Consider the following 20,852-nt stretch of genomic DNA (forward strand, 5'->3'; position numbering starts at 1 on the left):
CCCAAGCACCTCGACGAGAAGGTCGCCCGCCTCCACCTCGACGCGCTCGGCGTGAAGCTCACCACCCTGCGCCCGGAGCAGGCCTCCTACATCGGCGTGGACGTCGAGGGCCCGTACAAGCCGGACCACTACCGCTACTGACGGCCCCCGCGCACCACTTCACGCGGACTCGAGGCCCGCTCGGGAGGGCGTGCCCGCGTCCACCGGCCGCACCTAACCTGGGACGCACGGAGGAGGCCGAGTGACGGCGAGCCGTCCTCCGAGCGGAGAACCCCCGCCGGGAGGCCGCGCCGGCACGCCCGGGCAAGGACACACCGGCGTCCGCGCGCGGGTAACCCCTGAAACGCGCCCGCCCTCCCGTTCATCCCCCGTACGGAGGGCGGGCGTACACATCTCCGCCCCGGCCGCCCCCGCGCGCACCACGCGCCTCGCGCCGCATCAAGGAGAAGTTCATGAACGCACGCTTCACCGAGGCCCTGCTGACCGCCGAACGGCCTCTGATCATGGAGGTCAAGCGGCGGGACGCCCATGGCATCGACCTCATCGCGGGCCGTACGCCCGCCGACATCGTCGCCGCCTACGAGGCCGCGGGCGCGCCCTGCATATCGGTGGTGACGGGCCGCTGGTTCGGCGGCACACCCCAGCTGCTCGCGGACGTGGCGCGGCTCACCGAACTCCCGCTGCTGCAGAAGGACTTCTTCACGCGGCGCGAGCAGCTGTCCGCCGCCGTCGAGCTGGGCGCCTCGGCCGTACTGCTCACGGCGGCGCTGCTGCCGGCCTCCGCCATGCGCACGATGGTGACGGGGGCGCTGCGGGCGGGTCTGACCCCGTTCGTGGAGATCACCAGCGAGTCGGAGCTGGCCGCCGTACCGCACGCCGACGAGTGCGTGATCGCCGTCAACAACAAGGACATCACGGCACGGGAGCGGGACGCGGGCGACATCGGCCGCAGCCTGGACCTGCTGCCGGCGCTCCGGGCGGCGGGCACCCCGTGCCCGGTGAGCGCGAGCGCGATCGACAGCCCGCAGACGGCGCGTCTGCTGCTCGACGCGGGCTACCGCGGGCTGCTGGTCGGCACCGCGCTGCTGCGCACACGGGATCTGAACGCCTGGCCGACGGTGGCGGCGTGACCGTGCCCCTGGCACGGGAGGTGGTGCCGGAGGCGAAACGGCATACGCCTCTCGGGCCCGCTTCCCCGCCCTGGCCGCGCCGGTCCGCGTCCCGGCGCCTGACGTAGGTGTCCCACTTCAGGCCCCCGGCTGGAAACGGCCCGCGCCCTGGAAACGGCCCGCGCCATCAGCCTGGAGGGGCCGGCCCGGGCGCACCGTCCGCGGGCGCCGGGGTTCTTCGAGGAGCGTGTCAGTGTGTGACCCGCGCCAGGCGGTGGAGGTCAGCCGGAGCGGCGCAGGAAGAGGGCGGCCAGCAGGGCGAGGCCCGCGAAGGCCGCCCCGGTCGCGAAGCCGCCGGCCATGCCCGCGCTCGCCCCGCCGGTGTGCGCGGAGACCGTCACCAGTGTGGCGAGACCGATCGAGCCGCCCACCGACTGCAGGCAGTTGAGGACGCTGGAGGCAGCCCCGGCCTCGCTGCCGCGCAGTCCCGAGGTGGCCAGCACGGTCGGCGGCAGCGCGCAGGCCGCCATGCCGGCGCCCAGCAGCACCAGCGCGGGCAGCACGGCGAAGACGTACGGGTCCGAGGCGTCCAGGCAGGCCAGCCACAGGTTCCCGGCGGCCAGCAGCACCGCGCCGCCCGCCATCAGCGGTTTCGTGCCCACCAGCCGCTCCAGACGCACCACCGCCGGCACCGTGGTGGCCATCGTCACCGGCAGCGGCAGCAGCGCGCACGCGGCGGCGAGCGCCGACCAGCCGTGGCGGCCCTGGAAGAACTGGTTGAGGAAGAAGTACGTGCCGATCAGCGCGCCCGGCACGGCCAGCGTGCTCAGGTAGGCCAGCAGCCGGTCCCGGTCCGCGAACAGCCGCGGCACCACGATCGGCTGTGCCGCCCGCCGCTCGATCCTCCCGAACACCACGAGCAGCCCCACGCCCGCCGTCACCGCGCCGGCCACCACCGGGTCGCCCCAGGGCCGCTCGGCCGCCTGCGCGAGCCCGTACACCAGTGACGCCGCGCCGAGCGCGGACACCAGCGCACCGGCCAGGTCGAACCGCCCCCGGTTGCGTGGCGTCTCCTCGATCACGAACGGGGCGGCCAGCAGGATCGCCACGCCCAGCGGCACGTCCAGCCAGAGGACCCAGCGCCATGAGCCGAGCGAGGTCAGCGCCCCCGCCAGGAGCAGCCCGCCGGCTGTCGAGACCGCACCGGCCGCCGTGCACACGGCGATCGCCCGCCTGCGGGGTGCGCCCTGGGGGAACATCGAGAGCACCAGCGCGAGCCCGCTCGGCGCCGCGAGCGCCGCACCGGCCCCCTGCACCGCCCGCACCGCGACGAGGAACTCCCCGGACGGCGCGATCCCCCGCAGCAGCGCGGCAGCCGTGAACAGTCCCACCCCCGCCAGGAACACCTTGCGCCGCCCCAGGATGTCCCCGGCCCGGCCGCCGAGCAGCAACAGCCCGCCGAACGTGAGCAGATAGGCGTTGACGACCCAGGACGCTCCGACGGCGGACAGCCCGAATTGCTCGCGCAGGCCGGGCAGTGCCACGTTCACGATCGGGTCGTCGAGCTGGATCATCGCGTTGCACCCGGCGATCGCGGCGAGGGCGAGTCGGGGACGGGCGCCGCGCCCGGTACGCACGGCGGCCGACGGCGCGGCCGCCGGCCGCGTCACCGGTGCTCGGGACGTTTGCGCGGACATGACGGGGCCTCCTCGGCTCCTCGGAGAACGTCAGTCCCGGCACGGTCCCAGCGCCGGCTCAGCCCCGGCTCAAGCCTGGCTCGAAAGGCGCCGCAGACACTGTCCAGGAGCCGTCCAGAGGTGCTCGGGGCGAGAGGGCCGCCGCCGGTGGACGCAGCCGGCCGTCCTTAGGCTCGCGCACGCCGGCATCCCCCGGGATGTCCACGGACACCGCGTACGACCAGAGTGAGGTCACCCATGACAGCCACCCCCGCCCACCCCTGCGGGCCGTCTCTTCCGCCTGCGCGGGGCCGATCTTGACCGGGGCGTTCGCCGCCGCCGTGGCCGCTGACCGGACCCGTCGAAAGGGTCCTCGGCCGAACGATGCCCGGCACCGTCAGGCAACAGGAGTCAGGGGACACGGAGTTCGGCGTCATCCGTTGACAGCCCCCCGACGCCCCTATACAGTGTATATCGATTCTGTTGCCGTCGATCGGAGAAGGACGTTGCTCGTCTGAGGTCCCGGGACACCGATACGTCACGCAGTTCACGCCGTTCATTTCCGGCACTGCGTCACGTCCTCGCGTGTGCGACCTCGACGTCACGAGCCGTCCCTCCGCCGGTAGCGCCCCCTTCTCCATGGCCGGGCCATCCGGAAACCGGGCATCTCCGTCTCTCGTCGTCGCCACGCCCACGGTGTCTCGAACGCGTCGCACCCATCACCGTTCACACCGAGCAACCGTGAGGCACCCATGTCTGCTTTCCCCGGCTCCGCGAGTTCCGCCGCCGCCATCACGTGCACCCAGCTCTCCTACACCTGGCCGGACGGCACCCCCGTCTTCGACGAACTGCAGGCCGCCTTCGGACCCGGCAGGACCGGGCTCATCGGCCTGAACGGGTCGGGGAAGTCCACCCTGTTGAAGCTGATCGCCGGAGAGCTGAAGCCGGGCGCCGGCACCGTACGGACCTCCGGCGACGTCGGCCATCTGCCGCAGAACGTCACGCTCGACACCGCACTGCGGGTCGACGAGGCTCTCGGTATCGCCGCGACCCGTGCCGCGCTGCACGCGATCGAGGCGGGAGACGTGCGCGAGGAGAACTTCACCGCGGTCGGCGACGACTGGGACGTCGAGGAGCGCGCGGTGGCCATGCTCTCCGGCCTCGGCCTGGGCCGCATCGGCCTGGACCGCACCATCGGAGAGGTCTCCGGCGGCGAGTCGGTGCTGCTGCGTCTGGCCGCCCTGCTGCTGAGCAGGCCCGACGTCCTCCTGCTCGACGAGCCCACGAACAACCTCGATCTGCAGGCACGGCGACGGCTGTACGCCACCGTCGAGGCGTGGTCCGGCGTGATGGTCGTGGTCAGCCACGACCGTGAACTCCTGGAGCGCGTCGACCAGATCGCCGATCTGCGGGGCGGGGAAGTGACCTGGTACGGGGGCAACCTGTCCGCGTACGAGGAGGCGCTCGCCGCCGAGCAGGAGGCGGCGCAGCGGATGGTCCGGGTCGCCGAGTCCGACCTGCGCAAGCAGAAGCGCGAACTGGCCGACGCGCAGATCAAGCTGGCGCGGCGCAAGCGCTACGGGCAGAAGATGTGGGACACCAAGCGCGAGCCGAAGGTCGTCATGGGGGAGCGCAAGCGGCAGGCGCAGGTCGCCGCCGGCAAACACCGCATCATGCACGAGGAGAAGCTCGCCGAGGCGAAGGAACGGCTCGACGAGGCCGTGGAGGCGGTACGTGACGACGACGAGATCCACGTCGACCTGCCCAGCACGTCCGTGCCGGCGGGCCGCACCGTACTGACCCTGCGCGATCTGCACCTGGCTTACGGGGCCCGGGTGCGGGGCGAGTTCGAGCTGCGCGGGCCCGAGCGGGTCGCGCTCGTCGGGCGCAACGGCTCGGGCAAGACCACGCTCCTGCGCACCATCACGGGGGAACTGGACCCCGTGGAGGGCGAGGCGCTGGCGCACGTCCCGCTCCGCTTCCTGCCCCAGCGGCTCGACGTCCTGGACGAGGAGCTGAGCGTCGCCGCGAACGTGGCACGGTTCGCACCGGAAGCGACCAACAACCACATCCGCGCCCGCCTGGCCCGCTTCCTGTTCAAAGGGGCACGGGCCGAGCAGCAGGCGGCGACCCTGTCCGGCGGCGAGCGGTTCCGCGCGGCCCTCGCCGCACTCATGCTCGCCGTGCCCGCGCCGCAGTTGCTCATGCTGGACGAGCCGACCAACAACCTCGACATGATGAGTGTGCGTCAGCTGACGGCGGCCCTGGCATCGTACGAGGGCGCGCTGATCGTGGCGAGCCACGACGTACCGTTCCTGGAGTCGATCGGCATCACCCGCTGGGTCCTGCTCGACGGCGAACTGCGTGACACGACCCCGCAGGAGGTGCGCGGTGAAGCGGCGACCCCGTGAGCCGGTGACAGCGATCACTGAGCTGTGCCCCTGAAACGCGTGAGGGCCTTTTCCGGCCCGGTGCGGATGGCGACACCTGCACCGGGCCAAAAGGCCCTCACGCGCGTCCTCCGCCCAGGCCGGGACCACAGGGCGGGGCACTCGGTGACGCCTCGCGGCGGGCGGGTGACCGCGGGCCCGGGCGGACGTCAGGCCCGGGCTGACGTCAGGCCCGGGCGGGTGACGCGGCGGTCGCCGACAGGACGAGCTCGGCGCCCTGCCAGCGCCGGCGCAGCAGACGGTCGTGACTGACGATCACGAGCGCGCCGTCGTAGCCGGCCAGCGCCGCCTCCAGTTCCTCGACGAGGGCGGGGGAGAGATGGTTGGTGGGTTCGTCCAGCAGCAGGACGTCCGACGGTTCGCTGACCAGCCGCGCCAGGGCGAGCCGCTGACGCTGCCCGGCGGAGAGACTGCCCACCGGCACCGTGAGCTGGTCGGGGCCGAACAGGGCGAGGGACAGCAGCCGCTCGGCGTGGTCGTCGGCCGGCCCGGGCCGCCCACGGGCGAACGCGGCGAGCAGCGTCTGGCCGGCCGGGCCGAGCCGCGGCTCCTGGGGGAGAAAGCCGATCCGGCCCCGGCGGGTGACGTCGCCCCCATCGGGCGCCGTCTCTCCGGCCAGGACGCTCAGCAGGGTGCTCTTGCCCGCCCCGTTCGGCCCGGTGATCAGCAGCCGCTCTCCCGCCGCGACCCTGAGGTCTGTGTGCTCCAGCCGGCCGGAGACACAGACGCCGCTGGCGTCGAGCAGGTCGCCCTGCGGGCGGGCGGACCGCAGGACGGGGGCGAAACGCAGCGGCTCCGGCGGATGCGGGACCGGATGGGCGAGAAGGCGGCGCAGGCGCTCCTCGGCCTGACGCACCCGGCCGGCCAGCGACTGCTGCACGCGGCCCGCCGCCCGGTCGTAGGCCATCTTGTTGCCGTCCTTCATCGCCCGGCCCGGCGCCACCCGCCGAGCGGTGGTCGCGGCGCTCTCGCGGAGCCCGTCCACCTCGGCCTGCCACCGGGCGTGCGCCTGGACCCACCGCTGCCGGGCCGCCGCCTTCTCGGCGAGGTAGCCGCGGTAGCCGTTGCCGTAGCGCACGACACGGCGCCGGTCGGCATCCACCTCCAGCAGACCGGTCGCGACCCGTTCGAGGAAGAGCCGGTCGTGGGAGACCGCCACCGTGGTGCCGCGCCGGGTGCGCAGGTGGTCCTCCAGCCAGCCCAGCGCGTCCCCGTCGAGATGGTTGGTCGGCTCGTCCAGCAGCAGTACCTCCGGCCCGGCCGCCAGCACGGCCGCCAGCCGCAACCGGACCTGCTCTCCGCCGGAGAGACTGCCCACCGTGCGGTCACGGTCCAGCAGCCCCAGGCCGAGGCCGTGCAGGGCCCGTTCCACCCGGGCGTCCGCCTCGTAGCCGCCGCGTAACTCGAAGACCGTCAGCAGGGTTCCGTACTCGGCCATGCCGCCCTCGTCGCCGCCGGCCATCGACGCCTCCAGGCGGCGCATACGCTCCTCGATCGCGCGAAGATCGCCCAGGGCCCGGTCGATGACGTCCTGGACGCTCGCCGACGACGGAAGCCGCTCGTCCTGGGCGAGATAGCCGACGCCGCCGTCGGCGTGCACGACGACCTCCCCCTGGTCGGGCCGCTCACGACCGGCCAGCAGCCGCAGCAGGGTGGTCTTGCCCGAGCCGTTCTCGCCGACGATCCCGGTGCGCTCGCCCGAGGCGAGCGAGCACGTCACCGAGTCGAGGACGACCTTGCCGTCGAAGGACTTGGTGACGGACACAGCGGTGATCTGCGTAGGCATACATGACCTCCGGAGCAGGCGAGGGCGAAAGCGGACGTCACGGGCTGCGAAACCACGAGAACGCCACGCAAGAGCACCGCGACCCACTAGTGCGACAACAGTTGCATTAAGATGCTGTCATGGCGTCATCCCGCCCAGCAACCCGATACCCGGCCACCGCTTCCTCCGCCTCCCCGCCGCAGGACAGCCGGCCGACGCCCCCGCCGCGACGCCCGGGCGGCCGCAGCACCCGCATCCGTACGCAGGTGCTCGACGCGGTCCGCGCCCAACTGGTCGAACACGGCTACGACGCACTCACCGTGGACAGCGTCGCGGACCGCGCGGGCGTGCACCGCACAACGGTGTACCGGCGCTGGCGGGACGTCGGCGGGCTGCTCGCCGACGTCCTGAACGCCGTCACGGACGACGACTGGCAGCCCGCGGACACCGGCACCCTGCGCGGCGACCTGGCGGCACTGAACCACGAGATTTACACGGCCCTCACCGAGCGGCCGCCCATCACCCCGGCCCTGATCGCCGCCTCCTTCCGCTCCGAACCGGCCGCCCGCGCCCTGCGGCGCTTCTGGGAGAACCGGTACCTACGCTGCGAGATCACCGTCGACCGGGCCATCGAGCGCGGAGAACTACCGCCCCACACCGACGCACGGCAACTGCTCATCGCCGCCACCGCACCGCTCTACCACCAGCTGATCCTGCTGCGCACCTCCCCCGATCCGCAGCTGCCCGACCACGCGGCCCAAAGCGCCGCACTCGCCGCATCCGCCGGCGCTTTCACCCGGCCACCTCCAGGGGACGCCGCCACCTGACCCGGCTGCCACGGGTCCGCCCGCACTGCCACCAGGCCGTACGACACCGCGACGCCACTCGGCTCCGAAATCCCGGCCGAACCGAACCCACCCGCCAGGACGCGCACGGGCCCGCGGGATCCACTGCGCGACCCCGCCCGCACCGCCGCGAAAATCACCGCACTGCTGCCCGCCCGGCCCGTGCCCGCCCGGCCCGTGCCCGTGCCCCGGCCCGTGCCCGTGCCCCAGGTACAAACAACCGTGACCACCACCATCACCCTGCCCACCATCACCCTGCCCGCCTGCCCGCCATCACCTTGCCCGCCTGCCCACCATCACCCTGCCCGCCTGCCCGCCTGCCCGCCTGCCCGCCTGCCCGCCTGTCTGCCTGCCCGCCACGACCGAACAGCCCTGACTTCCCCGGCCCCGCCCCGCAGACCTGAGAACCGCTCAAGACCGGCCGGAGGCCCGTGGCCCGTGCCACCGGCCTGGCGGTTCACTGAAGGCATGACGCGCATCACCGACGGCATGACGCGCACGTGGACGACCGCACCGGCCACGGTGGAACGGAGGTCCGACAGGCCCGGCACCGGCCGCACCCCACAGCCTCCGCGGCGCGACCGGACCCCGCCGCGCGACACCGCCCCGCAGTGGCACACAGAACCTCCCGCCGCCGGCCGCTGCGGCCCCCGAGCAGCCGAACGGCTCCTGCGTCTGCGTACCAGCACCTTGCACCCCCACGCGTACGCACCCCTGCTCCACGCGGCACGCGTCCTGCTGCACACCGGACACCCCCACCGAACCGCCGTCTGGTGCGCGAAACTCCACGAACAGTCCCGAACCGCCAAGGCACCCGCCTGGTCGGCCGCCTTCCGCGCGCTGCGCGCCGAAGCCCTGCTGCAACTCGGCGACCTCACCGCCGCCGCACACGAAGCAGCCGCGGCGCACCACGCCACCGGCACACAGGACACCCCACTGAGGCGATGGCCCACCGCCGTTCTGGCGGAAGCACTCATCGCCCAAGGACGCTACGAAGAGGCCGCCGAACACCTCGAACAGCCCACCGACCCCACCTGGCAGAGCCTGCCCTGGTTGAGAGCACGCGGCCGCCTCCACCTTGCCGCGCACCGCCACCACGACGCCCTCGCCGTCTTCCGGACCACCGGCCGCCTGATCCGCCGGCATGGCCCCGGCGGGCTGCCCCACGTGCCCTGGCGCACCGACACCGCCGAGGCACTGCTCCGCCTCGGCCACGTCGACCAGGCCCGCGGACTGCTCGCCGGAGAACTCGCCGCCGCCCGCACCTCGGGCCCCCGGCAACAGGGCATCGCCCTGCGCCTGCTCGCCGCCACCGAAGAACCCGGCATGCGCCCTGGCACCCTGGCCCGGGCGCTCACCGAACTGCGCCGCTGCAAAGACCGCCTGGAACTCGTCCACGCCCTGGACGACCTCGGCCACACCCTCGCCACCCTCGGCGACCCGTCCTCCGCCGACGTGTTCCTCCGCCGCGCCGCCCACCTGGCGACCGACTGCGGCACCACCCCGCCGCGCCTGCGGACACCCCCACCGCGCACGGCGAGGCCCCAGTAGCGATCGATCCGGCCGGCCAAACGCCGTGGCCGCCCGACCACGCCCCGACCACGACTCCGGCCGGGGCGGTGCTCACCCCCGGCCACGGCCGGTGCCCTGTGACACCGCACCTCGTGGGTGCGTGCCGCTGAAGTGCGGGCGGCCTGGGCCGCGTTGCTCCCGCCGGAGAGGCCGGCGCCTCATGTGAGGATGTGGCCATGGCCTGGCTGAGAAAACGCGGGAGGCGGACGGTCGGGCTCGTGGCCGCGGCGCCGGCGCTGACCGCCTGCGGCCAGGCCGGCCCCGACGACGGGAACTCCGGGAACTCCGGGAGCTCCGGGGACCGCGAGGCGAAGTACAAGCGGGTCATCGAAGACCCCCACCCGCGCCCCGCCGACGTCATCGAGGCGGCCGGCGCACCCACCGGCGTGGTCCGCGCGGACGACGGCACGCTGCTCCTGACGTACGACGCCGGAAACGTCGAGGACGACGAGGGACCGGCCGCCACCGCCTGGCGCATCGTCGGCCCCGACGGCCGCACGGTCGCCGAGCACGCGGAACACGCGGACGCGGAGGCGGCGCGGGCCGCGTTCAAGGGGGTGCGCGGGGGCTTCGTACGGGTGCCGCCGGGGGAGGGGGCGAAGGGAGCGTACGCCCTCGACGACGCGGCGAGCGGCACCAGGTCGTCACCACCGAGACCCCGTTGCGCACCCGCCCCGGCGACATCCTGCTCGCCGAACCGGAGCCGACCCCGCCACGCGCACTGTGGCGCCCCCGGCCGGAGTGCCGGACGAAGGGCTCGCCCGGCCCCGGAGAAGAACGTAGGGAGAGGTTGAGCCAGACAGCAGTCCGCCCCCAATGTCGTTGCCTGTCACTAGAGTTGGCCCCTTGATCGCACCGCGCGGTCGGCCGGTCACAGAATGGAGCTCACACACGTGCGCATACGAAGACTCGCGGCGGGGACGGTGCTCGCCACGGTCACCGCATCACTGACCCTGCTCGCCAGTCCAGGCCCGGCCCGGGCCGCGGACGGCGTCGTCCTGCCGGTGAGGTCGCACTGGCAGACCCTCGCCGACAGCCACCACGTGTACATCAGCGCACCCGGCGACGATGCTGTGGTCGCCACCGACCACGACGGCCGGGTGCTCAAGACGATCGAAGAGCTCGACGGAGCCCGCGGCATGACCCTGTCCTGGGACGAGTCCACCCTGTACGTGGCCTTGCCGGAAGCCGACGCGATCGCCGCGGTCGACACCGCCACCCTGACGGAGACACGCCGCTTCGCCACCGGGGCGGGCACGGAGCCGGAGAACCTCGCCGTCACAGCCGGGAGGCTCTGGTTCTCCTACCAGGCGACCGTCTTCGACGCCGGCATCGGTTCGATCAGCGTTGCCGACGCCGACCCGGTGGTCGACCTGGGCCACGATGCCGTGTGGAACGGCAAGCCACGGCTCGCCGCTTCACCGGCCTTCCCCGACCGGCTCGTCGCCGCGGAGAGCGCGAGCGCGAACGGGATGCGGGTGTACGACGTGAGTTCCGGAACCGCCCAGGAGACCTCCTACAGCGACACCGTCGGCGCCGTCGAGGACCTGGCCATCACCCCCGACGGGCAGAGCGTCGTCACCGCCTACGGATCCAACTACGCCCATCAGCAGTGGCGGATCTCGGACCTGACCGAGACCGGCAGATACGACACCGGCGCCTACCCCAACTCGGTCGCCATCGCCCCCAACGGCATGGTCGCCGCGGGCATCGTCGCCGGAGGGGACTGGGACGTCTACCTCTACCAGCCCGGCTCGACCACCGCGATACGCAAGGTCGCGCTTTCCTGGCCCCACATGGACCTGCTGGCACGCGGCGTGGCCTGGGCACCGGACGGCGACCGCCTGTTCGCCACCCGCTTCCCGTACTCGGGCGAAGTGATCCTGGACATCGTCACCGATGTCCACAAGGCCTCCAGCGACATCATCTTGCGGGCACCGGAGACAAGCCGGCTCGGGGAGCAACTGACCGTCCACGGAACGCTGAGTTCCCTGATGCCGCATCCGGCCGACGCCCGGGTCACGGTCACACGGTACGGCGAGCCGATCGCCGACGTCCCCGTGGCAGCCGACGGCACCTTCGCATTCGACGACAGCCCACCCTTGCCGGGCTGGTTCACCTACACCGTCAGCTACGCAGGAGACACCGACCACGTCGCGGGAACCGCCGACATCACGGTGGAGATCGTCAGCTGACCACGGCAGCTTTCCCCTCGGGCCCGGCACACCCCCGCCGGGCCCCACTGCCCCCCGCCCGGTCCCGGCCCGCCTCCGCCACGACCCGCTGTACCTTCCCCGGCACCTCTTCCCCGGCCCCCTCGACGGTGCCGAAGTCCGCGCCACGCTGCTCGCCCTGCTGTGTGATCACTGAGCGTAGAGAACTCCATGATCACGCAGAGCCCGTGCCCGTCTCACGCCCGGGACCCTCCGCCGACGAGCGACCTCACCATTTGCCGGTCGGTCTTAGCTAATCGGCCGACAGGTTTCGGAGGACGGGCGGAGCGACGTGCATCGCCGGGCGTCACTCCGAAGCGCTTCTTGAAGACCCGGCTGAAGTGGGCGGGGTCGGGCATGCCCCAGCGTCGACCGACCAGCAGGACGGGTTCGTCCACAAGCGATGTCGTCAGGTCTCTGTGCGCCCCCTTAAGCCGTTGCTCGCGCAGGTAGCCGACGATGGTCGTCCCGTCGTTCGCGAAGAGGCGATGCAGGTAGCTGAGGGACACACCGCAAGCGACGGCGACGTCGGCGGGAGCGAGTGCCGGTTCACCGAGGTGTCGCACGATGAACGACTTCGCCAGGGACAGATGCACGGACGGCGGGCTCCCCACCGGTCTTTCGTCGGACATGAGCGCGACGCACAAACTGACCAGGGCATGCTGAATTGCGACCTGCTGGCTGGGGGCCGAAGGAGCCGCACTGCCGCCGGCCAGTGAGGCGAGCAGCGCGCCGAGTGCCGCGCCGACCCCATCCGAAAGGGGCACAACCCGCGCCGTCCGATCGGCGAGCACCTTCTCGGGCAGCGGCAGCAGCCGCTTGGGGAGGAGGCCGATGGTGAACTGGAAGGCGCCTGACGTCGCGAACCGGAACGGTCGCGAACTGTCGTAAAGCACGAGGTCGCCGGGTTTCAGAGTCGTCGTGCGCCCGTCCTGCTCCATGTGGCAGTGGTGACCATGGTCCATGGACAGGACGTGAAGGACCTCTGGGTCGCTGGCCCTGACGTCCGACGGGCGTCGCTCGAAGACATGCTGGCTCGCGCGCATCCGCCGCAGCCGGGTATCGGCGATGGTCACGCCGACGACGCGACCTTGCAGTTCGCCGACGGTTGGCTGCACGGCAAGTGGGACGAACTGATCACAGACGCTGGAGCGCCAGTAATCCGTCCGCTCTGCGGCAGGTCGATTCGCAGTATCGATCTGGAACGAATCCGGCATGGCTCATCGTGTTCTTTTCGCCCCGAACCCGTCAACCCCCGTTCGGGGGTGCTCCGGGGTCGAGATTGTTCGTGCCTGCACGTGCCTTGACCGTGGCAATCCAAACGTGCTCCAGGCCGCTGGCCACCGTTGACGCGGCACCTCGGGGGCCGTTTGCTCCTCCCCCAGGACGTAAGTGCATCCGCCTTGGCAGTGACGCCCCCGGGGTCTCACTTCGTCCGGCACGAAGAACCGTACGAACCGAGAGGAGAGCGGCCCATGGAGTTGCCATCTCGCCGAGAGGTCGAAGGCCTCGCCAATGATCTGAGGCTCGGCATCGCCGAGCATGACCTGGACTTCTACCACGCCGCTGCGAGCGGCCTGCTGGGATCGTGGTCGGTCGTCGACGAGCTCTACGAGCGCGAGGTAGCGCCCAAGGCGCCCGAGCGAAACTGGTCGGAGCCGGCTGACAACCCTCTGGGGGCGTGGTACGTCAGGACTGACCTTCGCACGACCGAGTCCGGCCCGCTGGCGGGCCGCCGGGTCGCGATCAAGGACAACGTTGCTGTTGGCGGCGTTCCGATGATGAACGGCTCGGAGACGGTGCGCGGCTTCGTCCCGAAGGTGGACGCCACCGTGGTCGCTCGCCTGCTCGATGCCGGTGCCACCATCGCTGGTAAGTCCGTGTGTGAAGACCTCTGCTTCTCTGGCGCGTCGCACACGGCGAAGACCGGACCGATCCGCAACCCGTGGGACACCAACCGCACCGCGGGCGGCTCCTCGAGTGGCAGCGCGGCGCTGGTCGCAGCGGGTGAGGTCGATCTTGCCCTCGGCGGCGACCAGGGTGGTTCGATCCGCATCCCGGCAGCCTTCTGCGGTGTGGTGGGCCACAAGCCGACCTTCGGCCTTGTGCCCTACACCGGCGGCTTTCCGATCGAACAGACGATCGATCATCTCGGCCCCATCGCTCCGACGGTCGCCGACGCCGCGGCCATGTTGACGGTGATCGCTGGGGCCGACGGTCTCGACCCGCGCCAGCCCACTGGTGTGACCGGTGCCGACTATGTCGCTGAACTGGACAAACTCGATCGTGGTCTGCGGATCGGTGTTGTCACTGAGGGCTTCGAGCAGGCCAACTCCGACCCGGGGGTCAACGCGGTCGTACGGGATGCGATCGAGCGTCTGACTGCCGCCGGCCACCTCGCCGAAGACGTCTCGATCCCATGGCACAAGCACGGCGCCGCGATCTGGGACGTGATCTCGGTCGAGGGAGCGACCTGGCAGATGGTGGATGGCAACGCCTACGGCCTCAACTGGAAAGGCGCTTACGACCCCGACCTGATGGCTTTCTACGGCGAGCGGTGGCGCCAGAACCCGGCCGCGTTCTCGGAGACGGTCAAACTCGTGGCGCTCGGTGGCACATACGCCCTCCGCAATGGGTACGGCGCGAGCTACGGCAAGGCACGCAATCTCGAGCCGGTCCTCGCGGCCGCGTACGACACGGTCCTTGACCAGTACGACGTAATCGTCATGCCGACCCTACCGATCACGGCCAGCCTCATCCCCGCAGCCGACGCATCGGCCGAGGAGATCGTGACGCGAGCGCTGGACATGGTGACCAATACGGCGCCCTTCGACGTGACCGGTCACCCGGCCTGCACGATCCCCGCCGGTCTGAGCGAGGGCCTTCCCGTCGGCCTCATGGTCATCGCCAAGCGATTCAGCGACGCCTCAGTCCTGCAGGCAGCGCACGCCTTCGAGCGGACGCTCGGAACGCTCAGCCACCCCAAGCACAAGTAAGGAGTGACCCGAATGAACGGTGTATTCGACCTCGCTGGTACCGACGGCATCGGCCCCGTTGTCGTCCCTGAGCGCGAACCGGTCTTCCGCGCCGAATGGGAGAAGGCCGTCTTCCCGATGTTCGCCATGTGCTTTCGCGCGGGGTTCTTCGGCGTAGACCAGTTCCGCCACGGAATCGAGCTCATCGACCCGGCTGTCTACCTGGAGTCGCCGTACTACGAGCACTGGGTGCACACCGTCGAACACTTCGGCGAGAAACTGGGCAAGCTCGACATGGCCGAGCTCGACCGCCGGACCGCCCACTACCTGGCCAACCCGGAAGCACCGCTGCCGCAGCACCAGGACGACCCGGCGCTGCTTGCGTTCGTCGAGGCGGTCGTCCCGGCCGGTGCGACCGCGAAGCGTGAGACCGACAAGGCTGCTCGCTTCAAGGTGGGCGACATCGTCCGGGTCGACCGGTCGGCTCCGAAGGGCCACACCCGCCGCGCCCGCTACATTCGCGGCGCCGTTGGTGAGGTCGTCATGGCGCACGGCACGTTCATCTACCCCGACACGGCCGGCAACGGCCTCGGCGAGCACCCCGAGCACGTCTACACCGTCCGGTTCACCAACGAAGAGCTCTGGGGTGCTGAGCACGCCGAGCCCAACGGTTCCGTCTATTTCGACGTCTGGGACCCCTACATCGAGCTCGTTGACCCCGCGTCCGCCAACACCGAAGGAGCTGTCGCGTGAGCGCCAGGATCCGTTCCCAGGAAGAGATCGCCGCTCGAGTCAAGGCGCTCGAGTCCATGCTCATCGAGCAGGGCGTCATGACGACCCAGGCCATCGACCGCTTGGTGGACATCTACGAGCACGAGGTCGGCCCTCAGCTCGGCGCGAAGGTCGTGGCCAAGGCGTGGAGCGACCCGGAGTTCAGGGCGCGCCTGGTCGAGGACGCCTCCGAGGCCTGCAAAGAGCTCGGCATCAGCGGTCTTCAGGGCGAGGACATGGTCGTCGTCGAGAACACCGACCACGTGCACAACATCATCGTGTGCACCCTCTGCTCCTGCTACCCGTGGCCCGTCCTCGGACTGCCGCCGAACTGGTACAAGGATCCGCAGTACCGTGCCGCCATCACGCGCGAGCCTCGCAAGGTCCTCAGCGATTCCTTCGACTTCACCGTCCCGGAGAGTGTCGAGGTCCGCGTCTGGGACTCCAGCAGCGAGATGCGCTACTGGGTGCTTCCGCAGCGCCCGGCCGGCACCGACGGGTGGAGCGAGGAGCAGCTCGCCGAACTCGTCACCCGTGACTCGATGATCGGCGTCGGTCCGGTCGCTCAGGTCGCATCGTGAGCGCCGCGGCCACGGTTCCGGCACCGTACTCCAGTGCCACGACACAGGGGGAGTCCCGCCGCGAGGTCGAGGAGCTCATCTGCGGGATGCCCGTCACTGATCCAAGTGAGCTGGGCTTCGAGTTCCCGTGGGAGATCCGTGCGTTTGCCATGGCGGTCGCCGCCCACAAGGCATCGAAGTTCGCCTGGTCCGAATTCCAGGGCGCGCTGATCTCCTCGATCAAGGACTGGGAGACCACTGCGGCTGAGAGCGGTGCGAAGTGGTCGTACTACGAGCACTGGGTCACGGCGCTCGAGGACGTCATGTCCCAGCACGGCGTCATGGCCACGTCCGATCTTGATCAGCGGGTCGTTCAGGTCATGGCCGAGCCGCCCAACCGCAACCACCACGAGGCCCACACCGAGCCGATCGCCATCGCCCCCGCCACCCCGGCGCGGGTCTGACTCGAAAGGAACCGCCGACATGGCACACAGCAATACCGCGGTCGCGAACGAGCCCGTCGTGACCACGGTCCTCAGCATCACGCTCGCCGCGTTCGCCCTCTTGAGCGTCCTTTTCCTCCTGCAGGAGAACGGACTTGTCATCCCGTCCGGGGCTGCGCACTACCTGCACGAGGCCACGCACGACGCGCGTCACGCGCTCGGCGTGCCGTGCCACTGAGGCAGGTCGAACTTGATGGCCGTGATCACCGTAGGTCGCACCATCGGCTACGGAGCCCTGGCGGGCGCAGTAGCCGGCGGTGCCGGTGCCGCAGTTCAGTACTGGCTCGTCGAGCCGTCCATCCGCGCTGCGATCGCGATCGAGGACACCAGGTCGGCGACGGATCACGCCGATCACGGTCACATGTCCGACGTGGTCGTCTCCAGGGGCGAGCAGGTCGGGTTCGGACTGCTTGCCGTTCTGATCGTCGGAACCCTGATCGGTATCGCCTTCGCGCTCGTTCGTCGCTTCCTTGGTGATCGAGTGCCGGGGCGCTCCGCTTCCGGTTCGGCGATCGCTCTCGCCGGACTAGGGTTTGCCGCATTCACCCTCGCCCCAGCGCTCGTCATCCCGGCCAATCCGCCGGCGGTCGGTGACCCGGCCACCGTCGACGCCCGGACTGTGACGTACCTCGGAACGATCTTCTGTGCGGTCGTGCTCACGTCAGCGGTGACCTCTTTGGCGCGCGCGAAGCGTCTCGAGCCCGGGCTTCGGGTCGTCGCCGCCACGGCGCTCGCCATCGCTGGTTCGATCACTCTGTTCTGGGTGATCCCTGACGTTGCCGACCCGATTCCCTCCGACGTGCCCGCTCAGCTGATCTGGAACTTCCGGGTTGGCTCCCTGGTCCAGATCGGTCTGATGTGGCTGATCATGGGTGGGGTCTTCGGGTACCTCTCCGAGGCCCTTGCTCGTGCCAGGAGCGGGGTCGGCGCCCGATCTTCCGCTCAGTTCGCTTCCAGGTGAGGCGAACATGACCGCGACGTCGGCCCCGAAGACAGATCCCCGCCCTGGCCAAGGTCCGCGGATCAGAATGTGCCGGGGTTGCTGCTGCGGCACCCGGCGCAAGCACCCCGATGTGGATCACGACGGCATCGCCGAGATTCTGGCGCATGAGAGCGGGAGCGACGCCGAGCTGGTGAGCACCGATTGCCTGTGGCAGTGCGGGCTCTCCAACGTCGTTGTTGTCAATCCCTCCGCAGCCGCACGACGCGCGGGCGCCCGACCGGTGTGGATCCAGAAGGTCAACACGCTCGAGCGGGCTCGCGCGATCGCCGAGTGGGTCCGCCTTGGCGGACCCGGGACGGCTGAGCCACCCAACGACCTCCGCGACGCCACCCCTCAGTCCGTTGTCCACCGCTCGCCCCTCGCCGGCTGGTGACCGCCGGCCGCCAAGGCCACCAGTACCCCTTTCACCGTGCGCCCACGTGTTTCACCGTGCGCCCACGTGAAGAGAAGGAACACCCATGGAATCCGCCATAGACACCCACCTCCAGTGCCCGCGCACGCTGTCGCGGCGCGTCCCCGACGGCTACGAGCCGCCCTTCCCGATGTTCGTCGCCCGCGCGGACAAGTCGCTCCAGCAGGTCGTCATGGCCTACTTCGGAGTTCAGTACGCCGAGGACTCGCAGCGGCCGAAGGCGCTCGCCGCGCTGCGGCACATCGTGGAAAGCTTTGACCTGTCTGACGGGCCGCTCCGCCACGACCTGACCGACCACATCGACAACCAGAACCACCACAACCTGATGGCCGTCGCCTACTGGGCGGACCCCGCGGCATACTGCCGTTGGCTGCGCTCGGACGAGGTCAACGGTTGGTGGAGCTCGGACGAGCGCCTCACCGAGGATCTCGGCTACTTCCGCGAGATCGTCGCGCCGCGCGTCGAGCAGTTCGAGACGCTCTACGCCTTCACCGAGGAGTTCCCCGGGATCGGTGGCGTGATGGGCACGTCCAGCGGCGACATCAGCGAGCACGGTTACTGGGGCTCGATGCGTGACCGCATTCCGCTCTCGCAGACCGACTGGATGCAGCCCAACGACGAGCTCGCCGTCATCTCTGGTGACCCGTCCCAGCGCGGGCGCGTGATCGTTCGCGGCCACGACAACATCGCCCTGATCCGCTCGGGTCAGGACTGGCGTACCGCCGGTGAGGCCGAGCGGGGCCTCTACCTCGACGAGATCCTGCCGAGCCTTGAAGACGGTATGGACTTCCTGCGCGACAACGGCGAGACGCTCGGCTGCTACAGCAACCGCTTCGTCCGCAGCATCGACCTCGACGGCAACGACCTCGACGAGAGCTACAACATCGGACACTGGCGGTCCCTGGACCAGCTCGAGCGGTGGGCGGAGTCGCACCCGACGCACCTGCGCATCTTCGTCACGTTCTTCAAGGTCGTGGCCGGTCTGGAGAAACTTCGCCTCTACCACGAGGTTTCGGTCTCCGACGGCAAGGACCAGGTCTTCGAGTACATCAACTGCCACCCGCTCACCGGGATGATGCGGGACGCCGTCGTGCCGGCGAGCGGGTGAGGAGGACTCCGCTCATCCCTGGCCGGTTGTCGGGCGGAGCCCGCGCTCGGCCCGGCAACCGGCCACCAACTCTCTCCGATCCAGGAAACGAAGATCCCCATGCCCAACGCCACCGCCGCCGTTCGTGAAGCCCGTGACCACCTGCTGCGTTTGCGCACGTCCTACGACGAGATGGCGACAAGTTTCCATTGGCCCGACGTCGGCCCGGCCTTCAATTTCGCCTTCGACTGGTTCGACACCATCGCGCGTGGCAACCAGCGGCCGGCCCTTGTGCTGGCCGAGGAGGACGGCTCGCGAGCGTCCTACACGTTCCATGACATGGCGCATCGCTCCGACAAGGTGGCTGCCCACCTGGCGGCGCAAGGCGTACGCCGAGGCGACAGTGTCGTCGTGATGCTCGGCAATCAGGTCGAGCTGTGGGAGAGCATGCTGGCACTCATTCGACTGGGGGCCGTCATCATGCCGACGACCACTGCCGTCGGCACTGCCGACCTCGTCGATCGCCTCGAACGCGGCTCGGCTCGCGCGGTGATCTGCAATTCGGCGGATGTGCACAAGTTCGAGGGCGTCCCTGGCGACCATCTCCGGTTCGCCGTCGGGGACGAGGCTCGGCCGGACGGTTGGCTCCGCTATGCCGACGCCTACGACCTGGCCAGTGATGCAGCACGTACGGCCACTGCTCACCCGGGCAACGCGAGTACGGACCGGCTCCTCCTCTACTTCACTTCCGGCACGACCACTCGGCCCAAGCTCGTGGAGCACACCCACATCTCCTACCCGATCGGCCATCTCTCGACGATGTACTGGCTCGGGCTGCAGCCGGGCGACGTGCACCTCAACATCTCCAGCCCAGGATGGGCCAAGCACGCGTGGTCGAACTTCTTCGCGCCGTGGCTCGCAGAGGCGACGGTCTTCGTCTACAACTACTCACGCTTTGACGCCAGAGCGTTGCTGCAGCAGATCCGCTCGGAGGGAGTCACCACCTTCTGCGCGCCGCCGACGGTTTGGCGCATGCTGATCAGCACCGACCTCAGCGGCGGGCCAGGCAACCTGCGCGAGGCGATCGCGGCCGGTGAGCCACTCAATCCCGAGGTCATCAGCCAGGTCGAGCGACACTGGGGCCTGACGATCCGCGACGGCTTCGGGCAGACCGAAATGACCGCGACCATCGCCAATACCCCAGGGCAGCAACTGAAGGCAGGCTCGATGGGCCGCCCCCTCCCTGGAGTGCCGGTCGTACTTGTCGACACCGATGGTGCGGTCGTGCACGGGCCGGGCGAGGGCGAGATCGGCCTGGACCTCAGCCAGACGCCGCTCAGTCTGATGACGGGATATCAGGGTGACCCCGAGCGCAACGCGGCCGCGATGGAAGGCGGCTTCTATCACACCGGTGACGTCGCGCACCGGGACGCCGACGGCTACATCACCTACATCGGACGTACCGACGACGTCTTCAAGGCGTCCGACTACAAGGTCAGCCCCTTCGAGTTGGAGTCGGTGCTGATCGAGCACCCAGCGGTTGCGGAGGCAGCCGTCGTTCCGGCGCCGGACCCGGTCCGGCTTGCAGTGCCGAAGGCCTATGTCGCGCTCGCTCCTGGGCACGCGCCGGGTGCAGAGGTGGCCGAGTCGATCCTTCGGTACGCACGCGCGCACCTTGCTCCGTATCTCCGGGTGCGTCGCCTTGAGTTCTTCGAGCTGCCGAAGACCATCTCCGGCAAGATCCGGCGCGTTGAACTGCGGCAGCGTGAGAACGAGATCGAAGGAACACGTCCGAGCGGCGAGTACCGCGACGACGACTTCCCTGACCTCAGGAAGTAGTAGGGGCGGAGCGGATCGTCCCGCCTCGCCCGCGACGGAACCCATTCGGTGCGGTGAAGGGTCATGGCCCTC

The 20,852-nt window shown here is 70.4% G+C and carries 20 protein-coding genes; 16 read left to right on the plus strand and 4 right to left on the minus strand.

The genetic code is table 11. The features are described from left to right. Together ACFU53_RS26865 and ACFU53_RS26870 are read left to right on the plus strand one after the other, a co-directional pair. Positions 1 to 141, plus strand: a 141-nt coding sequence (locus ACFU53_RS26865; protein WP_383997516.1) for an adenosylhomocysteinase, incomplete at its 5' end; no start/stop codon positions are given. A 311-nt stretch (positions 142 to 452) separates the two neighbouring features. After that, complete coding sequence (locus ACFU53_RS26870; protein WP_383997443.1) at positions 453 to 1,130, plus strand: indole-3-glycerol-phosphate synthase; 678 nt, start codon at positions 453 to 455, stop codon at positions 1,128 to 1,130. Between the two features lie 260 nt (positions 1,131 to 1,390). On the opposite strand, the gene ACFU53_RS26875 is transcribed toward ACFU53_RS26870, so the two are convergent. Further along, a complete protein-coding gene (locus ACFU53_RS26875) occupies positions 1,391 to 2,806 on the minus strand; it encodes an MFS transporter (RefSeq protein ID WP_383997445.1) in 1,416 nt (471 codons plus the stop codon). A gap of 731 nt (positions 2,807 to 3,537) precedes the next feature. Here ACFU53_RS26875 and ACFU53_RS26880 point away from each other — a divergent pair. Further along, positions 3,538 to 5,196 carry an ABC-F family ATP-binding cassette domain-containing protein gene (locus ACFU53_RS26880; RefSeq protein WP_383997448.1) on the plus strand — a complete coding sequence of 553 codons (1,659 nt, stop codon included), beginning with the start codon at positions 3,538 to 3,540 and terminating at the stop codon, positions 5,194 to 5,196. Positions 5,197 to 5,401: 205 nt separating this feature from the next. Here the strand turns inward: ACFU53_RS26880 and abc-f are convergent, their stop codons facing one another. Then, complete coding sequence (gene abc-f, locus ACFU53_RS26885; protein WP_383997451.1) at positions 5,402 to 7,021, minus strand: ribosomal protection-like ABC-F family protein; 1,620 nt, start codon at positions 7,019 to 7,021, stop codon at positions 5,402 to 5,404. Positions 7,022 to 7,140: 119 nt separating this feature from the next. Here abc-f and ACFU53_RS26890 point away from each other — a divergent pair, with 119 nt between their 5' ends. The 4 genes from ACFU53_RS26890 (at position 7,141) to ACFU53_RS26905 (ending at position 11,612) form a co-directional block, all read left to right on the plus strand. Beyond that, positions 7,141 to 7,827: a TetR/AcrR family transcriptional regulator gene (locus ACFU53_RS26890; RefSeq protein WP_383997454.1), complete on the plus strand. Its 687-nt coding sequence runs from the start codon at positions 7,141 to 7,143 to the stop codon at positions 7,825 to 7,827. 486 nt (positions 7,828 to 8,313) lie between these two features. Continuing rightward, the gene (locus ACFU53_RS26895; RefSeq protein WP_383997457.1) at positions 8,314 to 9,396 is read left to right on the plus strand and encodes a tetratricopeptide repeat protein; all 1,083 of its coding nucleotides are present in this window, start codon (positions 8,314 to 8,316) and stop codon (positions 9,394 to 9,396) included. A gap of 197 nt (positions 9,397 to 9,593) precedes the next feature. Then, the gene (locus ACFU53_RS26900) at positions 9,594 to 10,211 is read left to right on the plus strand and encodes a hypothetical protein (protein WP_383997460.1); all 618 of its coding nucleotides are present in this window, start codon (positions 9,594 to 9,596) and stop codon (positions 10,209 to 10,211) included. A gap of 99 nt (positions 10,212 to 10,310) precedes the next feature. Further along, positions 10,311 to 11,612 carry a hypothetical protein gene (locus ACFU53_RS26905; protein ID WP_383997462.1) on the plus strand — a complete coding sequence of 434 codons (1,302 nt, stop codon included), beginning with the start codon at positions 10,311 to 10,313 and terminating at the stop codon, positions 11,610 to 11,612. Here the strand turns inward: ACFU53_RS26905 and ACFU53_RS26910 are convergent. Together ACFU53_RS26910 and ACFU53_RS26915 are read right to left on the minus strand one after the other, a co-directional pair. Next, positions 11,605 to 11,784, minus strand: a complete 180-nt coding sequence (locus tag ACFU53_RS26910) for a hypothetical protein (RefSeq protein ID WP_383997465.1) — start codon at positions 11,782 to 11,784, stop codon at positions 11,605 to 11,607. The genes ACFU53_RS26905 and ACFU53_RS26910 overlap by 8 nt on opposite strands. A 43-nt stretch (positions 11,785 to 11,827) precedes the next feature. Next, entirely contained in the window at positions 11,828 to 12,847 is a 1,020-nt protein-coding gene (locus ACFU53_RS26915) for a helix-turn-helix domain-containing protein (RefSeq protein ID WP_383997467.1), read from the minus strand. Between the two features lie 258 nt (positions 12,848 to 13,105). Between ACFU53_RS26915 and ACFU53_RS26920 the strand changes: the two genes are divergently transcribed. The 9 genes from ACFU53_RS26920 (at position 13,106) to ACFU53_RS26960 (ending at position 20,780) form a co-directional block, all read left to right on the plus strand. Next, positions 13,106 to 14,626 carry an amidase gene (locus ACFU53_RS26920; RefSeq protein WP_383997470.1) on the plus strand — a complete coding sequence of 507 codons (1,521 nt, stop codon included), beginning with the start codon at positions 13,106 to 13,108 and terminating at the stop codon, positions 14,624 to 14,626. Positions 14,627 to 14,638: 12 nt separating this feature from the next. Then, positions 14,639 to 15,358 carry a nitrile hydratase subunit beta gene (gene nthB, locus ACFU53_RS26925; protein WP_383997473.1) on the plus strand — a complete coding sequence of 240 codons (720 nt, stop codon included), beginning with the start codon at positions 14,639 to 14,641 and terminating at the stop codon, positions 15,356 to 15,358. Beyond that, positions 15,355 to 15,957: a nitrile hydratase subunit alpha gene (gene nthA, locus ACFU53_RS26930; RefSeq protein ID WP_383997475.1), complete on the plus strand. Its 603-nt coding sequence runs from the start codon at positions 15,355 to 15,357 to the stop codon at positions 15,955 to 15,957. The genes nthB and nthA overlap by 4 nt, the downstream gene beginning before the upstream one ends. After that, positions 15,954 to 16,400, plus strand: a complete 447-nt coding sequence (locus tag ACFU53_RS26935; RefSeq protein ID WP_383997478.1) for a nitrile hydratase accessory protein — start codon at positions 15,954 to 15,956, stop codon at positions 16,398 to 16,400. Before nthA ends, ACFU53_RS26935 begins: the two co-directional genes overlap by 4 nt. 19 nt (positions 16,401 to 16,419) lie before the next feature. Continuing rightward, positions 16,420 to 16,617, plus strand: a complete 198-nt coding sequence (locus ACFU53_RS26940; RefSeq protein ID WP_383997481.1) for a CbtB-domain containing protein — start codon at positions 16,420 to 16,422, stop codon at positions 16,615 to 16,617. Positions 16,618 to 16,632: 15 nt separating this feature from the next. Beyond that, complete coding sequence (locus ACFU53_RS26945; protein ID WP_383997484.1) at positions 16,633 to 17,400, plus strand: CbtA family protein; 768 nt, start codon at positions 16,633 to 16,635, stop codon at positions 17,398 to 17,400. 112 nt (positions 17,401 to 17,512) lie between these two features. Further along, positions 17,513 to 17,815, plus strand: coding sequence for a hypothetical protein (locus tag ACFU53_RS26950; RefSeq protein ID WP_383997487.1), 303 nt, complete (start codon positions 17,513 to 17,515; stop codon positions 17,813 to 17,815). An 85-nt stretch (positions 17,816 to 17,900) separates the two neighbouring features. Continuing rightward, complete coding sequence (locus tag ACFU53_RS26955) at positions 17,901 to 18,962, plus strand: phenylacetaldoxime dehydratase family protein (RefSeq protein ID WP_383997490.1); 1,062 nt, start codon at positions 17,901 to 17,903, stop codon at positions 18,960 to 18,962. Between the two features lie 93 nt (positions 18,963 to 19,055). After that, positions 19,056 to 20,780: an AMP-binding protein gene (locus tag ACFU53_RS26960; protein WP_383997519.1), complete on the plus strand. Its 1,725-nt coding sequence runs from the start codon at positions 19,056 to 19,058 to the stop codon at positions 20,778 to 20,780. Positions 20,781 to 20,852: the final 72 nt, after the last annotated feature.

The organism is Streptomyces sp. NPDC057474, assembly GCF_042802555.1.
GTDB lineage: Bacteria > Actinomycetota > Actinomycetes > Streptomycetales > Streptomycetaceae > Streptomyces.

What these genes read in the sequence shown, in the direction of transcription:
- ACFU53_RS26870 (WP_383997443.1), top strand. Translation starts at nt 453, where the DNA reads ATGAACGCACGCTTCACCGAGGCCCTGCTGACCGCCGAACGGCCTCTG.
- ACFU53_RS26875 (WP_383997445.1), bottom strand. Translation starts at nt 2,806, where the DNA reads ATGTCCGCGCAAACGTCCCGAGCACCGGTGACGCGGCCGGCGGCCGCG.
- ACFU53_RS26880 (WP_383997448.1), top strand. Translation starts at nt 3,538, where the DNA reads ATGTCTGCTTTCCCCGGCTCCGCGAGTTCCGCCGCCGCCATCACGTGC.
- abc-f (WP_383997451.1), bottom strand. Translation starts at nt 7,021, where the DNA reads ATGCCTACGCAGATCACCGCTGTGTCCGTCACCAAGTCCTTCGACGGC.
- ACFU53_RS26890 (WP_383997454.1), top strand. Translation starts at nt 7,141, where the DNA reads ATGGCGTCATCCCGCCCAGCAACCCGATACCCGGCCACCGCTTCCTCC.
- ACFU53_RS26895 (WP_383997457.1), top strand. Translation starts at nt 8,314, where the DNA reads ATGACGCGCATCACCGACGGCATGACGCGCACGTGGACGACCGCACCG.
- ACFU53_RS26900 (WP_383997460.1), top strand. Translation starts at nt 9,594, where the DNA reads ATGGCCTGGCTGAGAAAACGCGGGAGGCGGACGGTCGGGCTCGTGGCC.
- ACFU53_RS26915 (WP_383997467.1), bottom strand. Translation starts at nt 12,847, where the DNA reads ATGCCGGATTCGTTCCAGATCGATACTGCGAATCGACCTGCCGCAGAG.
- ACFU53_RS26920 (WP_383997470.1), top strand. Translation starts at nt 13,106, where the DNA reads ATGGAGTTGCCATCTCGCCGAGAGGTCGAAGGCCTCGCCAATGATCTG.
- nthB (WP_383997473.1), top strand. Translation starts at nt 14,639, where the DNA reads ATGAACGGTGTATTCGACCTCGCTGGTACCGACGGCATCGGCCCCGTT.
- ACFU53_RS26940 (WP_383997481.1), top strand. Translation starts at nt 16,420, where the DNA reads ATGGCACACAGCAATACCGCGGTCGCGAACGAGCCCGTCGTGACCACG.
- ACFU53_RS26945 (WP_383997484.1), top strand. Translation starts at nt 16,633, where the DNA reads ATGGCCGTGATCACCGTAGGTCGCACCATCGGCTACGGAGCCCTGGCG.
- ACFU53_RS26955 (WP_383997490.1), top strand. Translation starts at nt 17,901, where the DNA reads ATGGAATCCGCCATAGACACCCACCTCCAGTGCCCGCGCACGCTGTCG.